General features: G+C 40.9%; 21 protein-coding genes and 1 pseudogene. 14 read left to right on the forward strand and 8 right to left on the reverse strand.

Going from position 1 to position 19,814, the window contains the following annotated elements:
- Nucleotides 1-8 precede the first annotated feature (8 nt).
- On the forward strand, nucleotides 9-1,157 hold the full coding sequence (locus L4D06_RS19655) for an Acg family FMN-binding oxidoreductase (RefSeq protein WP_429740818.1): 1,149 nt from the start codon (nucleotides 9-11) through the stop codon (nucleotides 1,155-1,157).
- A gap of 186 nt (nucleotides 1,158-1,343) precedes the next feature.
- On the opposite strand, the gene L4D06_RS19660 is transcribed toward L4D06_RS19655, so the two are convergent.
- Entirely contained in the window at nucleotides 1,344-2,486 is a 1,143-nt protein-coding gene (locus L4D06_RS19660) for a hypothetical protein (RefSeq protein ID WP_429740820.1), read from the reverse strand.
- A 347-nt stretch (nucleotides 2,487-2,833) separates the two neighbouring features.
- Between L4D06_RS19660 and L4D06_RS19665 the strand changes: the two genes are divergently transcribed.
- Nucleotides 2,834-3,145, forward strand: coding sequence for a hypothetical protein (locus tag L4D06_RS19665; protein ID WP_429740822.1), 312 nt, complete (start codon nucleotides 2,834-2,836; stop codon nucleotides 3,143-3,145).
- Nucleotides 3,146-3,282: 137 nt separating this feature from the next.
- On the forward strand, nucleotides 3,283-3,606 hold the full coding sequence (locus L4D06_RS19670) for a hypothetical protein (protein ID WP_429740823.1): 324 nt from the start codon (nucleotides 3,283-3,285) through the stop codon (nucleotides 3,604-3,606).
- 134 nt (nucleotides 3,607-3,740) lie between these two features.
- On the opposite strand, the gene L4D06_RS19675 is transcribed toward L4D06_RS19670, so the two are convergent.
- From L4D06_RS19675 to L4D06_RS19690, 3 genes are all read right to left on the reverse strand, one after another.
- Nucleotides 3,741-3,962 carry a DUF7683 domain-containing protein gene (locus tag L4D06_RS19675; protein WP_429740825.1) on the reverse strand — a complete coding sequence of 74 codons (222 nt, stop codon included), beginning with the start codon at nucleotides 3,960-3,962 and terminating at the stop codon, nucleotides 3,741-3,743.
- A gap of 330 nt (nucleotides 3,963-4,292) precedes the next feature.
- A complete protein-coding gene (locus tag L4D06_RS19685) occupies nucleotides 4,293-4,550 on the reverse strand; it encodes a bacteriocin immunity protein (RefSeq protein ID WP_429740829.1) in 258 nt (85 codons plus the stop codon).
- Nucleotides 4,551-4,792: 242 nt separating this feature from the next.
- A complete protein-coding gene (locus L4D06_RS19690; RefSeq protein WP_429740831.1) occupies nucleotides 4,793-6,196 on the reverse strand; it encodes a hypothetical protein in 1,404 nt (467 codons plus the stop codon).
- 473 nt (nucleotides 6,197-6,669) lie between these two features.
- Here L4D06_RS19690 and L4D06_RS19695 point away from each other — a divergent pair, with 473 nt between their 5' ends.
- Nucleotides 6,670-7,632: a transposase gene (locus L4D06_RS19695; protein ID WP_429740833.1), complete on the forward strand. Its 963-nt coding sequence runs from the start codon at nucleotides 6,670-6,672 to the stop codon at nucleotides 7,630-7,632.
- 525 nt (nucleotides 7,633-8,157) lie between these two features.
- Here the strand turns inward: L4D06_RS19695 and L4D06_RS19700 are convergent.
- The 3 genes and pseudogenes from L4D06_RS19700 to L4D06_RS19710 form a co-directional block, all read right to left on the reverse strand.
- Nucleotides 8,158-8,424, reverse strand: a pseudogene (locus L4D06_RS19700) (T6SS effector amidase Tae4 family protein); the annotation flags it as partial.
- A 28-nt stretch (nucleotides 8,425-8,452) separates the two neighbouring features.
- Nucleotides 8,453-8,740 carry a hypothetical protein gene (locus L4D06_RS19705; protein ID WP_429740834.1) on the reverse strand — a complete coding sequence of 96 codons (288 nt, stop codon included), beginning with the start codon at nucleotides 8,738-8,740 and terminating at the stop codon, nucleotides 8,453-8,455.
- Nucleotides 8,733-8,882 carry a hypothetical protein gene (locus tag L4D06_RS19710; protein WP_429740836.1) on the reverse strand — a complete coding sequence of 50 codons (150 nt, stop codon included), beginning with the start codon at nucleotides 8,880-8,882 and terminating at the stop codon, nucleotides 8,733-8,735. Before L4D06_RS19710 ends, L4D06_RS19705 begins: the two co-directional genes overlap by 8 nt.
- A 628-nt stretch (nucleotides 8,883-9,510) precedes the next feature.
- Between L4D06_RS19710 and L4D06_RS19715 the strand changes: the two genes are divergently transcribed.
- Nucleotides 9,511-9,702 carry a hypothetical protein gene (locus L4D06_RS19715; RefSeq protein WP_429740838.1) on the forward strand — a complete coding sequence of 64 codons (192 nt, stop codon included), beginning with the start codon at nucleotides 9,511-9,513 and terminating at the stop codon, nucleotides 9,700-9,702.
- Nucleotides 9,703-9,717: 15 nt separating this feature from the next.
- Entirely contained in the window at nucleotides 9,718-10,080 is a 363-nt protein-coding gene (locus L4D06_RS19720; RefSeq protein ID WP_429740840.1) for a hypothetical protein, read from the forward strand.
- A 177-nt stretch (nucleotides 10,081-10,257) separates the two neighbouring features.
- Here L4D06_RS19720 and L4D06_RS19725 read toward each other — a convergent pair whose 3' ends face one another.
- Nucleotides 10,258-10,821, reverse strand: a complete 564-nt coding sequence (locus L4D06_RS19725; protein ID WP_429740842.1) for a hypothetical protein — start codon at nucleotides 10,819-10,821, stop codon at nucleotides 10,258-10,260.
- 406 nt (nucleotides 10,822-11,227) lie between these two features.
- On the opposite strand from L4D06_RS19725, the gene L4D06_RS19730 reads away from it, so the two are divergent.
- The 8 genes from L4D06_RS19730 (at nucleotide 11,228) to L4D06_RS19765 (ending at nucleotide 19,786) form a co-directional block, all read left to right on the forward strand.
- Nucleotides 11,228-12,469 (forward strand): site-specific integrase, encoded by a 1,242-nt coding sequence (locus tag L4D06_RS19730; RefSeq protein WP_429740844.1) that lies wholly within the window; start codon nucleotides 11,228-11,230, stop codon nucleotides 12,467-12,469.
- Between the two features lie 142 nt (nucleotides 12,470-12,611).
- A complete protein-coding gene (locus L4D06_RS19735) occupies nucleotides 12,612-13,847 on the forward strand; it encodes a hypothetical protein (protein WP_429740846.1) in 1,236 nt (411 codons plus the stop codon).
- Complete coding sequence (locus tag L4D06_RS19740) at nucleotides 13,840-14,367, forward strand: hypothetical protein (RefSeq protein WP_429740848.1); 528 nt, start codon at nucleotides 13,840-13,842, stop codon at nucleotides 14,365-14,367. Before L4D06_RS19735 ends, L4D06_RS19740 begins: the two co-directional genes overlap by 8 nt.
- Nucleotides 14,355-16,268, forward strand: a complete 1,914-nt coding sequence (locus L4D06_RS19745) for an AAA family ATPase (RefSeq protein WP_429740849.1) — start codon at nucleotides 14,355-14,357, stop codon at nucleotides 16,266-16,268. The genes L4D06_RS19740 and L4D06_RS19745 overlap by 13 nt, the downstream gene beginning before the upstream one ends.
- Before the next feature lie 492 nt (nucleotides 16,269-16,760).
- Nucleotides 16,761-17,672: a hypothetical protein gene (locus L4D06_RS19750; RefSeq protein ID WP_429740851.1), complete on the forward strand. Its 912-nt coding sequence runs from the start codon at nucleotides 16,761-16,763 to the stop codon at nucleotides 17,670-17,672.
- A gap of 93 nt (nucleotides 17,673-17,765) precedes the next feature.
- Nucleotides 17,766-18,008, forward strand: coding sequence for a helix-turn-helix transcriptional regulator (locus tag L4D06_RS19755; protein WP_371732881.1), 243 nt, complete (start codon nucleotides 17,766-17,768; stop codon nucleotides 18,006-18,008).
- Entirely contained in the window at nucleotides 18,001-18,264 is a 264-nt protein-coding gene (locus tag L4D06_RS19760) for a hypothetical protein (protein ID WP_429740853.1), read from the forward strand. The genes L4D06_RS19755 and L4D06_RS19760 overlap by 8 nt, the downstream gene beginning before the upstream one ends.
- On the forward strand, nucleotides 18,248-19,786 hold the full coding sequence (locus L4D06_RS19765) for a replication endonuclease (protein WP_429740855.1): 1,539 nt from the start codon (nucleotides 18,248-18,250) through the stop codon (nucleotides 19,784-19,786). The genes L4D06_RS19760 and L4D06_RS19765 overlap by 17 nt, the downstream gene beginning before the upstream one ends.
- The last annotated feature ends 28 nt before the right edge of the window (nucleotides 19,787-19,814 follow it).

Below are 19,814 nucleotides of genomic sequence, written 5' to 3' on the forward strand. Positions count from 1 at the left end.
GGATAGCGATGAATAGACGGAACTTCATTAAAGTGATGGGAACAGGAGCGGTTGTTTTGGCGGCAGGACCTGTTGTGGTGAGCCAAATGTCAGGTGCCGCCAGCGCAGCCCTTCGGCCTACGCATACCTACACCGACATTCGTAAAACGCTGCTCAGTTACGCGATGCTATGCCCAAACCCTCACAACATTCAGCCATGGAAAGTCGCCTTAGAAGGCAAAGATACGATCTTACTGTTTGTCGACAGCGACAGGCTTCTTCCACAAACCGACCCTATCCACCGACAAATTCATATAGGTCAGGGCACATTCATCGAAAGCCTTGCTATTGCTGCCACTCACTTTGGGGTGAGGGCGAACGTTCACTACTTCCCTCGTGGCGAATACAGTCATCAAGCACTGGAAGATAAACCCGTCGCGGCTATTACGCTTCAACGCGACGAAAGCATCACGCCCGATCCTCTATTTCCGTATTTGCTCACGCGACAATCTAACAAGACCGAATATACCCATGAGCTGCTTAGCGACATCGAGTTGAGCCAGATAATCAACACGGCGACAGGCAGTGATTACAGCATTGAAATGGTTCAAAGCGACAGTGATAAAGCCGCGATGCGAGGCTTCTTAAACCAAGCCATGTTTATCGAAGAGCAGAATGCTGACAGAAGCATGGAAACAATAAATATGTTCCGCTTCAACGACAAAGAGTATGCGCAGCATCGTGATGGTTTCGGGCTCGCACAGAACGGCGTAACTGGCGCAAAACGTTGGTTAGCGGAAACCTTCTTTGTTACTAGAAGCGCAGCAGAGAGCGACCCAGCCCGTTTTGGCAAAGAAGGCATAAAGCTGACTGAAGCGGTGACCAAGAGCACTCAGCACTTTGCGTTGCTCGTCAGTAAAAACAACACGCGTAAAACGCAGGTGGAAATCGGGCGCTTATACAATCGTATTAACCTACTGACCGCCTCACTCGGAATTGCCCAACACCCTATGAGCCAAATCTTGCAAGAATATAAAGATATGCTGCCATTGCAGCAGGAATTTAAGGAGTATTTTAACGTACCAGAAACGGACACCGTGCAAATGGTATTCAGGCTAGGGAAAGCCAAGCCAACCCCTGAATCACCAAGGCGAGAAGTGCAAGATTTGCTTATTTAAGCAGAGCGATAAACGACAAAGGCAGAACGATAGATCAATGTGAGCCGATGAATATTTCTGCAGTTCGAGAGGGATCTGAGGTTTAGGAAAAACCACGTTTTTTCCTCTCCCTTCATTTTCTCTTCCCTCTCTGCCAAGTCGCTGAAAGGCGCGTGGCCCAATGTCTGCCCAACAGAAGGGACGGCTTTATTGGAAGGTTACTTGCTGCCAACTGCAACAGCGTGAGAGTGCCTCGGTGGGAATGCCGAATTTTCCACGCAATTGGTCAATTAAGGCTTTTTGTTCTTCTAAGGGTAACCTGCCGTTAGTGGCTGATACAAAATAGCGAGTGTTTTCCATATCAAATGACCTGTTTTGAAGGTGGATATTTGAGAACGTCAACGTGCCGGTTTCCAACTCTTTAGGCGTAACCCAGTACTGTTGACGAATGTATCCATCTATTAGCGCAGGTTCGAATTTTTCGAGTTCTTGCCTTGAACCCAAGTTCGGGTTGTTAGCAATCATGGCATCGATTTCTGTGTCGGAATATTTGGTGGATACCGTGACAGCGAGCACTGGTGTTTCGGGATCGATCTCCTGACTTTCAGCTTTGGTAAATGCAATGCGACTTTGCGGAAAACGAATCTCGTCTTCAGGCAGGGCTAGCATCAAGGTGAATCCATATTTATCTTCATTGTCGAGAAAGTCTCGAGCAGGGTTATTGTCATAAATCGCTGCAGCAGCAATTGACGTTATACCAATCCCAAACCCGATATGGTTTGGCCCCAGGCTCGCTTGAATTGGGGCAGGAGCATTGGTTAGCACATAGACATCACCTGTTGCTGCCGTCACTTCAGCAATGCGATCTTCTAATGCGGCCCGATCTTGTTCTCGTTGATAATCCTTTCTTATCTCTTGGTTTTTTTCCTCTATTAACGCATTGGTTGCGATGTTGATAGCTTGATTATATTCTTTTTCGCGATGTGATTTGATGATGGAAGGAGCGATCAAACCCACGATCAACAGTGAGACCAGGCCAAATGCGATGGTATTTTTCTTTTTGGTTTCTTTTGCAGAAAACTGGATCAGTAGCTCTTCAGAAATAGGATGGACGGTGAATTCCTTCACCTCTTCAGGAGGTACTGCGAAAAAGCCAGGAGCAATAAATGGCACGTAAAACGTATTCCCATCGTCCATTTGAATAACGGCATATGCAGCCTCTGTTTTGTATACTTCACCGCTTTCGTTTGCTACTGCCACTGGTTCCCAATCAGTGTGGTATTCCGGCGTATATAAAATCCCATCTTTGGGCATAATAGATTTAACAATTTTCCTGACGAGATTGTTCACATTGCATTCCTTTGCAAATTTTATGAGATAGTATTTCGAATATGCTTGAACATGAATATAACGCCGTCAGATTTTACGTGAGTGAATGCAAGCAGTCTAAATCTGAGAAATATTTTTTGGATTTTTATCTTTTTTGCGACTGGGTGGTGGGATGAAAATCGCGTTAAGTTAAGGGGAGGATGAAATACTTGGATTGAAATTGCGAAACATCACTATTCATACAACAGCCATTTTTTCATGTTGACAAAACAGGGGCGACTATTAACCTATGCCTTTGGTGGAAATAATCATCGCTTTCAATCTAGAGTTTAACGGTTCGCTGTGTCAATGATAAAGGGGAGACAGCATTGGAATGCTTTCAACATGACGTTTTAGCAAAAGGGCTTTGTAAAGCGTGCCTTAAGGGAATATGTCTTGAGTGTGCTATTGATACTGGAAATGGCGCTGTTTGCTCTGAAAATTGTCAGGAGCAGATAGATAGGGCAGAGCGTTTTTTCCAACATAATATTGAGGTTTTTGAAAACTCTCCTATCGGTCGATTGAAGGTTTTCCCTGAATATCTGTCTTATAAAATCAAAGAAAAGAAAAGAAATGTTAAGTTTTGGTTTTTTACGGTAATTATTGTGAGTTATGAATGGTTTATCATGAGGGCCCATTGAAAACGAATGTGTTTTTCGCACTTGCATTCGTACTATGCATCTTCGCCATATATCTTAACTTCCGTAAAATTAGTGAGTTAAAAATAATTGATTCTAATAGCAAGGCAAGAATAAAAAGATAGTTCATGGAGGCTAGTATGAAAAAGGTCATTGCTTTAATCGTCACTCTTATAATCACTAACGTCCTCTGGCTATTTGTCTTTGTCCATTCAGCGATAAATCATGGTGTGACGATGACATACCACAATGCCAGTTACGAGTATACTACCGATGCGTTGAATCAGGCGATTATAGTCGCGAATGAAAACCTGGTAGGAAAAAGCATCAACGAAGTTAGAGATATTATAAAACTTGATGTCACAGGAAGTAAGCCTTTCGTAAAAGAAGGCTGTTTATATATTTCACAATTGTGTCTGAAACTCAACGATGAACAAGTGGTTTACCAAGTCGAATTTGAGTAATATTTCCTCAATGAATTTGTCATTATTCACTATTTAAATATAACAACTCGAAAGGGAGTCTGTCAGGTCTGAGCTACTAATAATTGGTATGATTCGTGTAGTTGTAACCCTTTACCTTCAATGCGTAAAGGCTTCTAGCCTTGGGTTTCACAGATAAAGATGTTTTTTCCTTCACTGTTGAATGACTTTCCTACAATGCGCTCTATTTGTGCGAGTTGTTCAAGGTCAACATCAGCGCAGTTCCCTTCCAAATGAAAACCAAATATTCGGTGAACGTCTTCAGGGGTGAGCGTGGTTAAGGTGTATTCTTCGAGTAACACTTCAGTTTTTTTGTCAAAAAAATCGAGTTCAAACATATTACTTTTCCAACGTACCTGATATTAATCCAAAATTTTCGCGAATACTTGAAGGTGACTATTGTGTGTGTAAAGCGTTTCGTGAAAAATCCGTTTAAAATGATTGGTAGAGTAACAATACTAGTGCTACACCATGTGACAGAACCAAACATTACATTCTGACTAGAATGACTTTCGTTTAAATCCGGGCAAGCCTTGTGATGCTCTCCACTCTTTAACGATACGTACAATGCTTTCTGGAGTGCTATCCTCTTTTTCTGTTGAAGTATCGGAATTGAATATTTTGGCTAGAAGTCGCACAAGCATCTCTTATGTGTAATCAGATGTTTGCTAAATATCTTCCTTGAAACAAGGTTTCCCTTGTTCTGTATACCACCTTTTGAGTTCAGCGATAATTGCCTCTGGTGAGTCTTCAATACCCACTATTGTTGGGTGTGTGAGTAGGGAGCTACCTCGTGGGTGCGCGATACTCTGGTTAAAAAAATAAACCAGCCTATCCAAGTCATCATCAGGGAAGCCATCATCATATGAGTTCACTAGTAGGTCTAAAAACTCCTGCTCTGTATAGTCCAGTAAGCTATTTTTCATTTGCGCGAATCTTTGTATGGTCTTTTGGGTGCCACGATGGTACTTGTTATATCTCGATCTTTTCAAGCGAGGGCTCTGATTAAAGTAGTCATCGTATCGACTAAGGTGGTAAATATCGAGCAACTTACCTTTTTTTGATATTTCAAAGTGGTCAGTTATGTGAATATATCTAACCAATAACACTTGATAGGTGGGTTTAATCCATCTATCAAGTGTTACAATAGAACCTGTGTTTGTCGATTTTATCTGAAGTAGATAGTGGTTTTTTTAGTTGATACTTGGTCATTGTCCGATGAGGCTTGAACTCTATCTATTACCCCTCTCTCAGCACCTGGTACATTGAGTTCTATATGAAAGGGGTCACCAGTTACAATATTGCTCACAGAGTCCGTATATCCATCTGTACCATCCACTTTCATCGTTATTGTTTCACCAATAGAACAAGAAGCCACAGCCGAGACATTGTAATCCTGATCCTCGTATATTGTACCTGAAGGTGGTATCAACTGTAATTGTGGTTCATCAGATAGTGCAATTTTGATTTTTGAATATGGCGTCCATTTTGAATGCTTTATCTTTTTGATCCCGCCATCTAAGTAGCTTATGAACACATCATATTCCTTATCAATAACAAGATCTGATATGGAATTTTTTATATGATAAAGTCCAGTGTCAAAGTCAAGTTCGTTGCTTATGTTTTTTAAAGCACATTGAGTGACTTCGCTCACTGTTTTTGCATAGTCAAAAATACCAAGAGCAACAACCATTTTTTTTGATACTGAAACGCCTATTTCATCGAAATATTTTCCAACAATTTGCCCAATATCTTTCTTTGCTGCTTTTAGCCTTTTAGCTGTACTTTTGGATGATAGATCATCAGATGTTGTTAATTCGCCACAAAGTGGAGAGAGTACGTCGTTTTCAATTGAATCATAGAAAGCTCTTGTAAGCTTGTCGTTGGTGAAGTCGTTTGGTTCAAATTTTCGGTTAGATTTATAGTTACCATTTCCGCTATCTGACATTGAGTAACTGATGGAAATGTTGTCAAAGAATACTCTTGTAGTGATGCCATCTAAGTCAGGTTTCGGTTTCCCACATTGCTCTATTTCCAAAGGGATAAAGCCCGTGTCTGAATTCAATGTTGAAGCATTACTGTAATAATCATAAGTTGTACTTGATGATTGTCCTGATCTATAGGCCAATACTGTGGGGGCAGGGGTATCGTCGGCTGTATAATATATCGTGTCACTATTACCATCGGAGAAGTTGAAGGTGTACTTAATCAATTCCTCATTTCTTGTGTCTATAGAAATAGAGTCTCCGCTACTAAAGGTGTTAATTTCCAATCCTAGCTCAGGGTTTTCCACTAATATGAAGTCGCCACTCATCATATCTTCTTCTGTACGGTAGATTATCTTCTTGTTTATGCTTTTTAATAGCCCTTCACTATCTTTTGTGCCATAGAATTCCACTATACCATCAGTTGTTTCCACATTTGCAATCAATGGGTTTTCTGGGTTGATGTGATATGTGCTTCTTAGTAAATATTCATCATTGGTGCCAGTGGTGTCACCATTTTCACCATTACATCCGCTCAGCAATATCAATAATAATACAGGTGTAAGTACGCTTTTTGTTGTTGCCATATGAGGGAGTCCTTTTTTTGTATTTGTTAAAATATCGTATTGCACATTTTTTTTAACATCAAACCTTAGTTGTTGATATCCTCGGTTTATGTGTTAATGAAACATAAATACAAAAAATGAAAATTCAATTCAATATGTGAAGTGCCGGTACGAGAAATGAAAGACATATATTAAAAATGAAACATTAAATACGTGAAATGAGTTCTCACTTACTAACAGAACAAGCGGAGAACAAACGAGGAATAAGCGGCGAGGAATAAGGGTACGCCCATATGTGTCCCAATTAAGCGGGGACACACACATCAATTAAGCGGGTGTCCCAATTAAGCGGGACACACACATTACGAAAAGTATAAATTTGTCAGTTTCATTGTTACGAGGCTTTAGGCTCAAACGCGGCGGATGAAGATGAAAGGCTGGCCATTGGGCGATAGTATTCTTACATCGCCAATGCAAAACCATGTTGAATTTCAATGACAAAAGCACGCGCCTCTCTTATCAGTGTCGACGCCACGCCCTATTACCACTGTGTTTCTCGTTGTGTCCGTCGTTCATTTTTATGCGGATATGATGAACGGGCTCAACAGTCCTACGAACACCGAAGAGGATGGATAGAAAAACGCTTGTTAGCCCTTGCCAATGCTTTTTGTATTGATGTTTGTGCTTACGCCATCATGAGTAACCATTATCACGTGGTACTCCACATCAACATAGAAAAGGCCAACAGTCTGAAACAGACTGAAATCGTCGAGCGCTGGTTGTCTTTTCATCAAGGCCCTGCACTGATTCAGCGTTTAATTATGGGAGATAAACTCTCAGACGCAGAAATAGAACGATGCAATGAAATCACAGAGATGTGGCGAGAGCGGCTATCGTCAATCAGCTGGTTTATGCGTTTACTCAATCAGTACATTTCGTTAGAGGCAAATCGCGAGGACAAATGCACAGGACATTTTTGGGAGGGGAGATTTAAAAGCCAAGCATTACTGGATGAAAAAGCGCTGGCTGCTGCCATGGCGTATGTTGATTTGAACCCAGTACGAGCAGCGATAGCGGAAACCCCAGCAACATCAGAATACACATCCGTCAAAGCGCGTATTACGTCATTAAAGAAAGCACAAGCGACTCCCCCTAACCTGTTTCCCTTCGTCGGCAACCCGCGAGAAGACATGCCTGATGGCTTACCGTTTAGACTAATGGATTACCTAGAGCTTGTTGTTTGGACAGGGCGACAAAGCCGAGAAGATAAACGAGGTTATATTGATAGCCAGGAGCCTGAGATACTCAATCGTTTAGGTTTTGATTCAGCCGAATGGCTCGATACCTATATGCACGCAGAAAAGGGCTGCATGATTGGCACAGAGTCGTCTATTAAAGTTGCTCTGCCGTTGCTAGGTCGAAAGCGGCTGAGCGGGTTTCGGATACCTGCTAGCTAGCGCCTCAATACATACTATCAACCATCGAATCCCCACCATACTGGTGGTTTTTGCATATCTGTTATTTGCCAATTCTTTGTAAATTAGCCAAATTTTCCTTCGAATGGCGAAATATCGAGACGTTGCCGCCTCAATGCCGTGAATCGAAGAGTGCTGTTTGGGGGGGATTTGGGCTTCCTCTAAAGATGTATGTCCCAGCTAGTTAAGATGTATGTCCCAGCTAGTTCTCCCAGCTAGTTCATTCATTGAGGCGACATTGCTGTAGTTACTATGTTTGGTTTCCTTTTTGTTTATGAAACAATCTTGATAGTTTTTGGGAGTAAAAAAGCGATATTCCGAATATCACGACATATGAAAGTAATAAGAATCTAAAATAATAGTAAGCTCTTGTTTCACCTTCAAAAGTCTGTCCATTAAACAGTAAGGGCATGATGAAATCGTATAGGGCCTCGCCTAGAAAAATCACATAAAAAGCCATAAGGAATAAGGATAAAAGCAACAAAGTCAGCAGCTTCTTAAGGACGTTCATGTCATTTCCCAAAATAATATTGATTTGCATCTTTCAAAATCTGACATACCTAAGTAATCCTCAGAAAAACTGGGGAACCATCGCCTAATATGACTCTGTAAATATCCAAGACTAGCCAGCTCATTTCCATCCCAAAGATCGATGTGATCCCCCGTTCTGGAGGAGCCTCTGAGCCAATAATCTTTAAAGAAAATAATACCTTTTTTGCCATCTATGCCTGAGTATAAATCCTTTGGGGATATCGCTGTTGGAGCAGGGCAACCGAAAAAAGCTTTTTCTTGAGGTAATCTGCTAAATCTTGTGCGGCAAGAGCGTGAATACCCTTTCCTTTGTCATCTGGGGTCGGGCATCCCCAGCATTTTCTTTTTCGCGGGAAAGCTTCAGTTTTACACCTGATTTATATAATGAGGTGCTGACATTGATAGCGCAGTGATTAGCGAAGTCTGTGCCTTTTCCGTCTTTGTCATGTTTTATGCGCGATGCTGGGTAATTGTTCCACAAGTCAGCGAACTTAACTTTTTTTATCTTAGTTTCTGAAGTGCTTCCTTTTCCTGATTTTGTCGTCACTAACTCAGTCATCGCATTCAACATCCATTTTGGCTAGGGCTTCATCTCCCCAGAAAAGATCATCTTTAGCTTTGAGTTTTGCCCCACCACCAACACCTTTGATGTTTGATGGCATGCCCATATTTGCTATGACGGAAACATGTTGGTTTGACATAAATTATCCGTTTCTATACCAGCGATATATCCATGATGTTAAAAGTGGAATTGATTGTCTATCATGCTGGGCACCGTTTCTGTTCTTGTTGCAATGTCGAGAAAGTATACTGCTTAGTAGAGCTGTTTTCTTTTTCTCTGAACTTCAATGTCATGGCTGATTAGTCAAGAATACTTGATGAGTAAGTGGAAGTAGGTTTAAACCAGTCAATATAATCACTCGGTATTTCCACGTTGTTTGATGATGCTAGGTTCAGCTTTTGGTATCTCTGTCACAAGCAGCCAAATTCTAAAAGTTGACAAAACTCCTTCACCCCTTCACCAAATATTGCTTAGAGCCTTATATGACAAGGGCTACAGCGTGGTGAAGATGGTTGGTGAAGGAGGTAAATTCCCTTCACCATGTATACGTCCTTCACCAATTGGTGAACCGCCTTAACGATGAAGGGTCTCTTCACCATAACCTTCACCCACCACTTAAAAGCCTTATTTAACAGCGGCCTTAGTAAAGATGTATGTCCCAGCTAGTTATGAGGGTGATTTTGGCTTCTTCTAAAAATGTATGTCCCAGCTAGTTACCAGCTAGTTATATTTTTAAGGTCAACATAGGTATTCCCTATGATTACTCTTTGAACCAAGGAAAGCTTGGTGGTCCTGAATCAGAGGGTTTTGCTGAAATGGAGTATGGTATTGAAGGAAGCAAAGGCGAAGGTATACTTTTCTTCAAAGCAAGTCACATTAGCCAGAATTGGACGTTGGATTGTTTGACGATTCAGTATGCTGTTACGCAAGAAACTGAGGCTGATATACTTTGCCAATAAGCAGAGGATTTTTGCATGGAAGAGCACTTAGCTGGCCTCAGAAAGATAAAGCAGCGACATAACAACCTCCACTCTTTAAAGTGGCCTCTCTTTAGTCTTTTCCTATTGTCATCTGTTGCAGCCGTTGCTATTCCTCCCTTTGCCATTTTAAACGCGTCAATTTCTATCACTATATTTGTTCTGTATTGGCGTTTAGCAACGGCAGAATGCCCTCGTTGTGGAAAGCGATTCTATAGCTTGCTCCAAATTGCGATTGGGCGAATGCGTGTTGAAGAGGCCGTTGGCTCAGTGAAGTGCTGTCATTGTGGTTTAAAAATGAGTGAGTTGCCGGAGATAAACGAAACAGAGATGACATCTCACACCGATGAGTGGCGATAGTAACCAATGTAGGGACAATCCAAAAACCTCAAAGTCCTGATAGCCAATCCCCAATCAGTGATAACACAGCTAGAACTAGAAACACCATGCCAAAGATTGTTTTCTAAATACGAGTGTCCCATCTATGCTCCATTTATGGTTTTGCCTGTGTTGGTTGTCCAGAAAGTCTCGGCTGGGTTAATTAAATTCCTCGGCACACTTTTCGCCAAAAACAGGTAATACAGGTTCGGGAATCCGAGTAAATGATCCATCGTCCTTTTCTACTAGCTGATAGGCTAGAACACTACAATCAATGTCGTCTTCGGTCAGTTTTACCTTATGAACAAATTCGTAGTCTTTTCCCGGCTGAAATTTTACAGAAAATGTCACTGCGCAGAACAGATTGATAGACGATGCCGATGAGTCTCCATATTTAATAATATTGCCATTTGTTGACACTGCGCCATAGTAACGCTGAGGTGCTGGATGTTCGTATTCTTTGACTGATTTTGGGTCGAAGTCCATCAAAGGCATACCGAGCAATGAATCACTAGTGTCAATATCTAGCCCCCCTTGTTGTATTGTCATTTCGAAGTTTCGGCCGCCTTTGCAGCCATAATTTTCAAATGAATATACATGGGAGTAGAGGTCTGATGTTGCGACAAATCTTATCCGTGCAGTGTCACTAGGGAGGCTAAGATTGCTTGCGCACCCGAAGAGAAAGATCACGCAGCCAGATAAAATAGCTTTTGCTTTCAACATCCAAAACCCTCACTAAAACTTAAAAGCAATGAAGTATATCTATGTGAAGGTGAATAAGTTCAAGACTGAGTGGTCATCCTTCGAGTGGCTTCAGTGTATTTAACAGATACAAAGGTTATAGGAAAAAAAGCAGAGGCAGACCTTTAAATGAAGTCCGAAAAAAATGATCGATAATCGAGGACTATGCGACACTTCCATTTTGAATTAAAGACCATGCGATTATGAGTAACTAAAATACTGTTTATCAGTGAACACCCATGAACAGGAGTGAATATATAAAATTAATTAAATCATAGGTTTGTGTGTGGTTGTTTGTTTTACCTTGTTCACGGGAATTCATGGCGATATAAAATTTTTGCTATAAATATGCTATAACGGAGAAATTGAAAGCAAGGACGCCGACAAAATGACCATCAAAAAGAAGATAACCGCCACCAGTCTCAAACAGCTTACCTTAGAAGAAAGGCGACTGAATGATACCGAGATCGCAGGCTTTCATGCGCTCATGTCAAAGGCGGGAAAAGTCACCTATTACCTTTATTACCGCATTGATGGAAAGCAGGTAAATTACAAACTGGGATTGGCGAGCGAAATCACCCCTGCTCAAGCAAGAGATCTTGCTAAAACGAAAGCGGGTGAAGTGGCAAAAGGTAATGATGTTCAAGAAATCAAAAAGCAGGCAAGGGAAGACAACCTGCGCCGAAAACACCTCAAGCTCTCCACTTTCCTCAATGAACGCTATTTGCCGTTCTTGACCATGCGAAACCCAAAGACCTCAGAAAGAACCATCAAGCACTTACTCAGCCGCTTCAAATTCCTGCTAGACAAAGACCTAAGCCAGATCACTGCATGGGAGATTGAGAAATGGCGAAGCAAAGAGCGCAAGCTTGGTAAAGCTGCAGGCACAATTAACTACACAGTGAATTCACTCAAAGGTGCTTTATCACGCGCTGTTGAGTGGGGGCTGATTGAATCGCACGAACTCAGCAAAGTGAAAGCCATTAAAGCCGATAACACCCGCGTTCGTTACCTCAATGAAGCCGAAGAAAAGCGCTTACGCCATGCTTTAAAAGAAAGAGATTGGAAAATCAGAGAGGCGAGACGTTCAGCCAACGAACACAGAAGTATTCGCCGCTATGACACTATGCCAAGTTTGGATGATGTAGCATTTGCAGATTACGTTGAGCCGCTCGTGTTGTTAGCGATTAATACAGGGTTACGCCGAGGGGAACTGCTCGGCCTTGAGTGGAGTGATGTGTTCTTTGGTGAGCGCTTTCTACAAGTGAAAGCCAGCAATGCCAAATCAAAACTCTCTCGCACCATGCCGTTAAACAATGAAGCCTTTAATGTGTTAACTAAGTGGCGTGAGCAAACACCTGCTTCTCGTTACCTGTTTGAAGGAAAAGAAGCAGGTAAACCGCTAACCGATGTGAAAAAGCCTTGGGCGACAGTGCTAGATATTGCCATGATTGAAGGCTTCAACTTTCATGACCTCCGCCACCACTTTGCGAGCAAGCTAGTGATGGCAGGCGTTGACCTGAACACAGTTCGTGAACTGCTCGGTCATGCCGACCTTAAGATGACGCTAAGGTATGCCCACTTAGCGCCAGAGCATAAGGCGGCTGCTGTTAATTTGATTGGTAAGTAGACAATCTTCAAAAATGTATGTTGTGACTGACTTACTATACGTCATATTGATATAGTGTAAACTAATAAAGGCAAGGTATTATATGAGGCAAATGCCCCTTTACAGTTGGTGGGGATGAAACTTGATTAGGCTGTGTTGATACATGACAAATGTAATTGGAAGAACTGCAGGCGATAAAAGCAAGGGTTTTGATACTCAAATTGAACGTGCAATATGTTTAATATTGGATAAAATATCTGAAGGTAGTGAACATGTCTATTGTGCAATTGAAGTTGTCGAAGATGTCTTCCTATTAGATGTTAAATCAGACGGCGAACTAAAAGAGAAAATAATAGAAGAAGATAAGGATTACTCTTCTAATTTCAGTTTCAGAAGTGAACCTGTAAGAAATACGATGGTTAGCTTTTTTGATCAATATATTTTGCATGAAAAAGATCCTGCATTGTCTCTTGTTTTCTATGCGAAAACTGGTTTGGCTAATGAAAGGATTGACAAGGTGTTTTTAGAAAATAACCCCGATATAGATAAAAGTCTTTCTGGTAATTATAACATTCTAAAGAAAATATCGGAAAAATTAGAATTGACTGAGAATGATGTAATTATCGCCTTGGCTATTTTTAAAAAAGAGTATATAAGCCAGTATCAAGATAGAGATGATGGGAAAGTAGGCTATACGGAAATTGTAAAGAGCATAAATGTTAATAGCTTTAAGGGGTTTATTAACTCTATCACTTGGGTTTTTGAGCAAGATGATATTGATACTGAAAGTTTAATCATAGAAAAAATAAAAAGCTGCGAATTTTTTGATTTCATGTGTGAAGGAAAAGATTACAATATTCTTCATGAATTGCATTATGTTTTCAATAAAAAAAAGACAGCGTCAGGATTGATAAAACGTTTAGTTTCAAGAGATAAGATAGAAAATATTTACCTAAAAGCTAAACAGAGCGGTTCGTCCTATCTTAAAGATAATTCTTGGGAGTTATGGGATAAGATAGATACGGATGACGTAAGAGATATCAAGCAGAAAATATTTGATGTTTGTCCTGATTATAATAAGAAAAGAGCTGAAAGTTACTATGTTAAAGCTGCTTTAGCTGCATCTGAAGAGTCTAGCCTAGGAAAGGACTATAAGGCATTAAAGGCGAGAGTTTACTCTGTGTGTAATGATGTGATTATGGAGTACTTAGACGAAAATAGTGATTTTGATAAGAAAAAAATCCAGCAGGTGTTCTCTTTGCTAGAGAATAAAGCTTTGGAGAGAGTGAAGAATCTTGAGAGAGACTATAGTTATAACACCTCAAATGAAGATCTAGTAAAAGGAATAGTTTACTCTCTTTTCAATGGTTGTTACTTGGCGCTTGATGGTTATGAATAATATAAAAAGAATGATGTATGTTTCTGGTGAGGATTTTTACGTTATGACCTACGTGACGTTATTTCTTTTGAATGATCTGATAGGAAAAAAAGCCAAGAGTAAGAAATTTAAAGACCATAGGAAAATATCGTTATTAATTCAAATCATATCTGATTCTAGGTTGATAGATCTTATTAATAGGTATGAAAATAGAGAGGTTAATAATAATAATGACAGAGATTTTCTATTTGATAGCTTCGCTAATGCGGGAAGAAAAAAAGTAGAGGTAGAGAAGCTACTAAAGGTTCTGGATAGTGAGGGCTATATAAACCTAATTCGAACTAATACCGTTGAAGTTTATGACATCTCATTGGGTGATAACGCTATTCCAGATGCGTTATTAAATAGTGATGCATTTTTAGATATTAGAGAGGATGTTGCATTAGTTAAATCTGTTATTAAGCGGCTCAATGTTTTGTCATATGAAAAATTTATTGAGAATGTATATAAATCTCGAGGTATAAATGCATGGGCTTTCTAAAGATAAATAAACTTTCTTACAAAGGGGATAAGTATTTTTATGAATCCCCAATGATGAATAATAAGATTGTGATCATCGAGGGTCCCAATGGTGTTGGTAAGTCGACTTTCTTTGATTTGCTTTATTATGGGTTGAGTGGGAAAGTAGAGCAGTTTAAAAAAGGCGGTGAGAAACAACATGAGCAAATAGTATTTGATAAGAATAACTCCGTTACCTTAGATGTATCTATTAATAATGAGTCATATCGTTTAATAAGGCGTATTGGTGCGAATTCTATTTTGGTTTTAAGTGATGGTTCATCTGGTGATGAAATGTCACTTAACCTTCCTATAAATAGAGGTAAGGCTGAGGACTATATATTTTCTGATTGGATTTTAAATAAGCTTAATATAAGTGTTTTTAATTTCACTCAGGGAAATAATACTTTTAAAATAAATTTCACCGATTTATTAAGACTTGTATATCATAATCAGCTTGCCGATCCAAGTTCAATATATAAACAGTCTGATAATTCTGGTTATGTATCTGATTCATTAAACTTAAGAAAAGCAATATTTGAGATTTTGGTTGGGAAATCTCTACTTGATTATTATGCAGCGCTTTCAGATTTGAAAGTTGCCCTTAAAGAAAAAGATTCAGCAAGGTCTATTTATGTTGAATATAAGAAACTTGTTGAAGAAATAAATCAAGGGGCAGAAGTTAAAAACTCTCAGTTCATAACAAAAGAAATATCTGAAAATGAGAAAAGACTAGATCAGCTCATACAATACAGAAAAGAGATTGTTAAGATAAAGCCAGCACCTGACTCTCTTCTTAGTTCAATTGATAGCATTAAAAATAACAAAGCAATTAAAGAGAGAAAACTAAATAGAATAAATGCTAAAATATCAAGCACAGAAAGAGAGCTTTTAACTATTGTTCAAGGTAAAGATTCAACGCAAATTGATATTGATAGAATATCTAAGATAATTCTTACGCATGAACAATTGTCTTTATTTAGCCCTGATACATGTCCTTATTGTCTAAAAGATGTTTGCCGTGTGCCAAATCAATGTGTTTGTGGTAATGAAGTAGTTGAGGAAGACTATCAACGTTACTTTTATTCTTCTGAGGAATATCAAGAGCTTCTAAAATATAAAATTAAATCTTTGCAGTCTTTTGACTCTGCAATTGATAGCTTTAATGAGAGTATCAATAGGCTTAATGCTATAAAAGAAAAGATGGAAGATAAAATCAGAGAATGTGATAAAAAGCTTCATGATATGATTTCAAATTTAGCGATTGAAGTTGATAGTTCAAAAGTAGACAGCGTCGAAGACAAGATATCAGAGCTAAGAGAGCAGATCTCTGAACTTTATCAATTGTTAAAAATGGAGGCTAAGCTTGAGGGTTTCAATAAAGAACTTAGTGTTAAAGAAAGTGATTATAAAAAGAAAGAAATTGCTTTTAAGAAAGTGGAGATTGAGTCAGAGAGTCAGCTGAAGAATAGAATATTGGAGTTTGGTGATATTTATAATGACTTGATGAAGAATTCGTTATCTGATGTGAGAAAGGCAGAGATTAGCACTGACACTTATTTACCTGTAATAAATGATGGGATTTACCGAGAGGCAAGTTCTAAGGTCTCTGTTAGGTTCTTATATTTCATAACCTTGTTAAAAATGTCTTTGGAGTTAGATATACCTTATCCTAAATTGATACTAGTCGATACGCCTGAGACAGCTGGTATTGATAAAGATAACCTAGATTTAATTTTATCGAAGCTAAATGATCTTAGCACCGATCTTGATGTGGATTTTCAAGCCATCGTAGCAACTGGGGTTGGTAAGTACCCATCTTCGATGAAAGATATGGTAGTGGTGAAGCTATCGAAAGAAAGTAAGTTACTTCATAAAATATAGTTTTTTACGCAGTAAAGTTTAAGGAAGACGCATAGATCTGTTGGCTAGCCTCTAGCCCTTCCTTAGCTCCTTGGAAAGTGAGTACCCAAAGGTAAATTTAAATCTATTTGATTAGGTAACCGACGAAGCCGCATAAACACTGGGCTTCTAGCCGAGCACGGTTATAGCACTAGTTCGGTTAGGTCGCCGACGAAGACGCATGAACACTAGGCTTCTAGCCGATCACGGTTAAAGCACTAGTTCGGTTAGGTAACCGACGAAGCCTCATAAATACTGGGCTTCTAGCCGAGCATGGTTATAGCAGTTGTTCGGTTAGGTAACCGACGAAGCCTCATAAACACTGGGCTTCTAGCCGAGCATGGTTATAGCAGTTGTTCGGTTAGGTAGCCGACGGAGTCGCATAAACGTTCGGCTTCTAACCGAACGTATTGATCAAGCCTGTTCGGTTTGTTTAACCTATAGGTTAGAAAACTGGATAGGAAGTAGGCACGGATGCTGAAAAGACGCTTTTACCGCTTAGATGAAATCTCAGATGTCACGCCATTAACCAAAGGTGATTTGCTCTATGCGGTAGAGCAACGTCAGCTTCTGCTCTTCGCTAAGGTCAACACTAAAGGTTTGGCTTACTGTTACTCGAAAGCTAACGACGGGTTCAAAAAGGTACTTGGTGACATCTTTGATTATGATGGCGTTATTGTACTGTCAAAAAATGACTCCCAACGCGCAATCGTCGAACCAAAAATTGATTTGGACAAGGTTCTCATTGCACAGCCTGAACATACTAAAAACTGGCGTCTTGTGAGTGACGTTTTCCCATCAGCGAAAACCAGTGGTTTCTATGTTGCCAATGTTGCTCCTCTCCCCAAACTACCTACAACGCCATTTTTTGCAGTCGGTGGCGTTGTGGAAATGCCTAGCGGATTAGAAAAGGCAGTAAAAAAGGAGGTTGAGAAAGAGGATAAAGGGGAGGGATTTCTTGGCGCGTTAGAGATGCTGAGTAATGCTTTTGTTGGCATGAAAGAAAAACAGCTAGGCACTGTACGTACTCGGGTCAATAAGACTGATCTTCGTTTTGACCTAGAAGAGGTCAACAAGGTATTTGGTTTAGAAACCACTAAAGACGGGCTTCAAAGCCAAAAAATTGTTGATACGAGTGATGTCGAGACACACCCCATCAAAATCATGATTAATCGTGTACTGCTCGGAAACGCTACCGTTGATACGCGAACCATTTGGAATGCGATAAAACGAGATCATCAGTCTGAAGTAAGAGAGATAGATGTAGACAGTATTATTAGTGAAATGAACAACGATGAAATTGAATGGTTCGGGCAGGAAGACACGGTTAGAACCTTGAAGTACAAAACCTTCAAAAACTACGTGACGGCGGCAAAACATAGCTAAAAATAGAAACAGTCCCAGCTAGCGTCCCAACCAGAGTCCCAAGCCAATTGGGACGCTTACGGTATCTCCTAACACACATCAGGAGATACCCAAATGCAATCAGACAACACCCAAAAACGCGCATACACAGAGCAAGAAACCTCCGCCTATATCGGCATGAGCCGTTCCTTTCTGCGTCAATCACGCATGGAAGGCCACCGCCAGAATCGCACCGAAGCGCCACCGTTTATCAAAATCGGTCGTGCGGTGCGTTACCTCAAAGAAGACCTCGACCAATGGCTCGATAACCAACGTAAATACACCCAACTCGTATGTGATGGGGGTGTGCATGCTTAAGTTAAATCCATACTTAGTTAGCATCATTAAAGCCATGCAAGATGGGCATTGGTTTGAGCTTTGTGCTGATTACCGCGTGAATAATACGGGTTACGTTGGCTCTAAAGGCTTCGACATTAAATTGAACCCTCGTACCGTGCTGAAACTGTATCGAGAAGGGCTGATCACCTACAGAACCATTTTCCCTTATGGCATTAAGCGAGATGTGTTTGAACTGACTCAGAAAGGGAGGGCGGTTGATGTCTCCAATCACTGAGGAAGAATACGAAACACTGGATCGATTCGACAGGCCGTTCGTGGAGGAACGGCTTTGCCGTTTGCCACCGAAAGCGCAACGCATTCTCTTTAAGCGCTATATCGCCATTTCAGATGCTTTCACCCGAAACACTGACCTTCGTGAAACCGTTGATAGCCTTGTTTCGAAGCTGACCGTTTCCCCTGAAAAGCTCAACCTCAATATTTCAGAAGACGAACTGCGCGAAGAAGCCGAAGCGCTGGTTGATGCTGCGTTATCTATCCGTCGCACTTTGTATGGTGCAGAAGACGAAACGATTAGTGCCCTTCACGCGCTTTGCCTGAGCTTTGGCTTTGAGCCGCCAGATGAAGAAAAATACACGTTAGAGGGGAGGCTAAGAAGGCTTTCTGATAAATCATGGTGGCTGCGTAAACTCCGCAAGGCATTGCGAAAGAACATTGAAACCGTGATGCGCCATTTGAACCAAGTCAGCCGTGTGAAAGCGATCTACTGTTCTGACGAAACGCTTGATGCCAGAACCGCTCAAAAGTTTCACCAAGCACGTTATCTTGAGAACACGATAGCCACGAACCAACTAGGCCAAAGCTTTAGCCTGTTGGAGCTTTCACAAAAGGGCGTGTCTGATCCGAAAATCCGCAAAATGGAATTGATGGTTCGAGCACGTGGTTTTGAAGATCTTGCCAACGAACTAGGCCATTCAGCGACATTTTTAACCCTGACTTGCCCCTCAAAGTATCACCGAAGTTACGCCACCACGGGCGATGAAAACCCAAAGTGGGGCGGTTACACACCCGCCGAAGCGCAAACCTACCTAAACGACATTTGGAAACTCATTCGCGCCAAACTTCAACGTGAAGAGGTGCGTTTCTATGGTTTTCGCGTCGTAGAGCCGCAACACGACGGCACACCGCATTGGCACTTACTGTTGTTCGTTGAGCCAAGGCATTATGACGTGTTGATAGATACCATGCGTGAATACAACTTGCGCGAAGATGGCGACGAAGCTGGTGCAGATCGACACCGTTTCACCGAAGTGAAGATTGACCCTAGTAAGGGTTCAGCAACGGGTTACATCGCTAAATACATTTCAAAGAACATTGACGGCGAAAACCTTGAATCAGGCGTTTACGGTGAAGACCCTAAATGCGCTGCGGCAAGGGTAGAAGCATGGGCGGCTTGTTGGAGCATTCGCCAGTTTCAACAACTCGGCGGTTGTTCGGTCACTGTTTGGCGCGAACTGCGCCGCCTGAAAGAGATGATGGGCGAAAGTAAATTAGTCACTGAAATCCATGACGCGGCGGATAGCGGCTGTTGGAAATCCTACACGGCATTAATGGGCGGTGTGTTCTGTAAGCGCACAGAACAAGCCATAGCGCCGCATTACGAACTCAGCGTGGATTACGCGACGGGAGAGGTAAAAAGCTCCATGTACAGCGACGAGGAGCTTTTAAAGGTACTCAAAGGTATCTCAGCAGGCGGGAAAACCATCATTACCCGCGTCAACGAGTGGCATTTGTCCTAGTGGCAAATGTGCTTTTACTTGGAGTTCT

The sequence above is a fragment of the Enterovibrio makurazakiensis genome (assembly GCF_050336585.1).
GTDB lineage: Bacteria > Pseudomonadota > Gammaproteobacteria > Enterobacterales > Vibrionaceae > Enterovibrio > Enterovibrio gelatinilyticus.

What these genes read in the sequence shown, in the direction of transcription:
- L4D06_RS19655 (WP_429740818.1), top strand. Translation starts at nt 9, where the DNA reads ATGAATAGACGGAACTTCATTAAAGTGATGGGAACAGGAGCGGTTGTT.
- L4D06_RS19670 (WP_429740823.1), top strand. Translation starts at nt 3,283, where the DNA reads ATGAAAAAGGTCATTGCTTTAATCGTCACTCTTATAATCACTAACGTC.
- L4D06_RS19675 (WP_429740825.1), bottom strand. Translation starts at nt 3,962, where the DNA reads ATGTTTGAACTCGATTTTTTTGACAAAAAAACTGAAGTGTTACTCGAA.
- L4D06_RS19685 (WP_429740829.1), bottom strand. Translation starts at nt 4,550, where the DNA reads ATGAAAAATAGCTTACTGGACTATACAGAGCAGGAGTTTTTAGACCTA.
- L4D06_RS19690 (WP_429740831.1), bottom strand. Translation starts at nt 6,196, where the DNA reads ATGGCAACAACAAAAAGCGTACTTACACCTGTATTATTATTGATATTG.
- L4D06_RS19695 (WP_429740833.1), top strand. Translation starts at nt 6,670, where the DNA reads ATGACAAAAGCACGCGCCTCTCTTATCAGTGTCGACGCCACGCCCTAT.
- L4D06_RS19705 (WP_429740834.1), bottom strand. Translation starts at nt 8,740, where the DNA reads ATGACTGAGTTAGTGACGACAAAATCAGGAAAAGGAAGCACTTCAGAA.
- L4D06_RS19710 (WP_429740836.1), bottom strand. Translation starts at nt 8,882, where the DNA reads ATGTCAAACCAACATGTTTCCGTCATAGCAAATATGGGCATGCCATCA.
- L4D06_RS19720 (WP_429740840.1), top strand. Translation starts at nt 9,718, where the DNA reads ATGGAAGAGCACTTAGCTGGCCTCAGAAAGATAAAGCAGCGACATAAC.
- L4D06_RS19725 (WP_429740842.1), bottom strand. Translation starts at nt 10,821, where the DNA reads ATGTTGAAAGCAAAAGCTATTTTATCTGGCTGCGTGATCTTTCTCTTC.
- L4D06_RS19730 (WP_429740844.1), top strand. Translation starts at nt 11,228, where the DNA reads ATGACCATCAAAAAGAAGATAACCGCCACCAGTCTCAAACAGCTTACC.
- L4D06_RS19735 (WP_429740846.1), top strand. Translation starts at nt 12,612, where the DNA reads ATGACAAATGTAATTGGAAGAACTGCAGGCGATAAAAGCAAGGGTTTT.
- L4D06_RS19740 (WP_429740848.1), top strand. Translation starts at nt 13,840, where the DNA reads ATGAATAATATAAAAAGAATGATGTATGTTTCTGGTGAGGATTTTTAC.
- L4D06_RS19745 (WP_429740849.1), top strand. Translation starts at nt 14,355, where the DNA reads ATGGGCTTTCTAAAGATAAATAAACTTTCTTACAAAGGGGATAAGTAT.
- L4D06_RS19750 (WP_429740851.1), top strand. Translation starts at nt 16,761, where the DNA reads ATGCTGAAAAGACGCTTTTACCGCTTAGATGAAATCTCAGATGTCACG.
- L4D06_RS19755 (WP_371732881.1), top strand. Translation starts at nt 17,766, where the DNA reads ATGCAATCAGACAACACCCAAAAACGCGCATACACAGAGCAAGAAACC.
- L4D06_RS19760 (WP_429740853.1), top strand. Translation starts at nt 18,001, where the DNA reads ATGCTTAAGTTAAATCCATACTTAGTTAGCATCATTAAAGCCATGCAA.
- L4D06_RS19765 (WP_429740855.1), top strand. Translation starts at nt 18,248, where the DNA reads ATGTCTCCAATCACTGAGGAAGAATACGAAACACTGGATCGATTCGAC.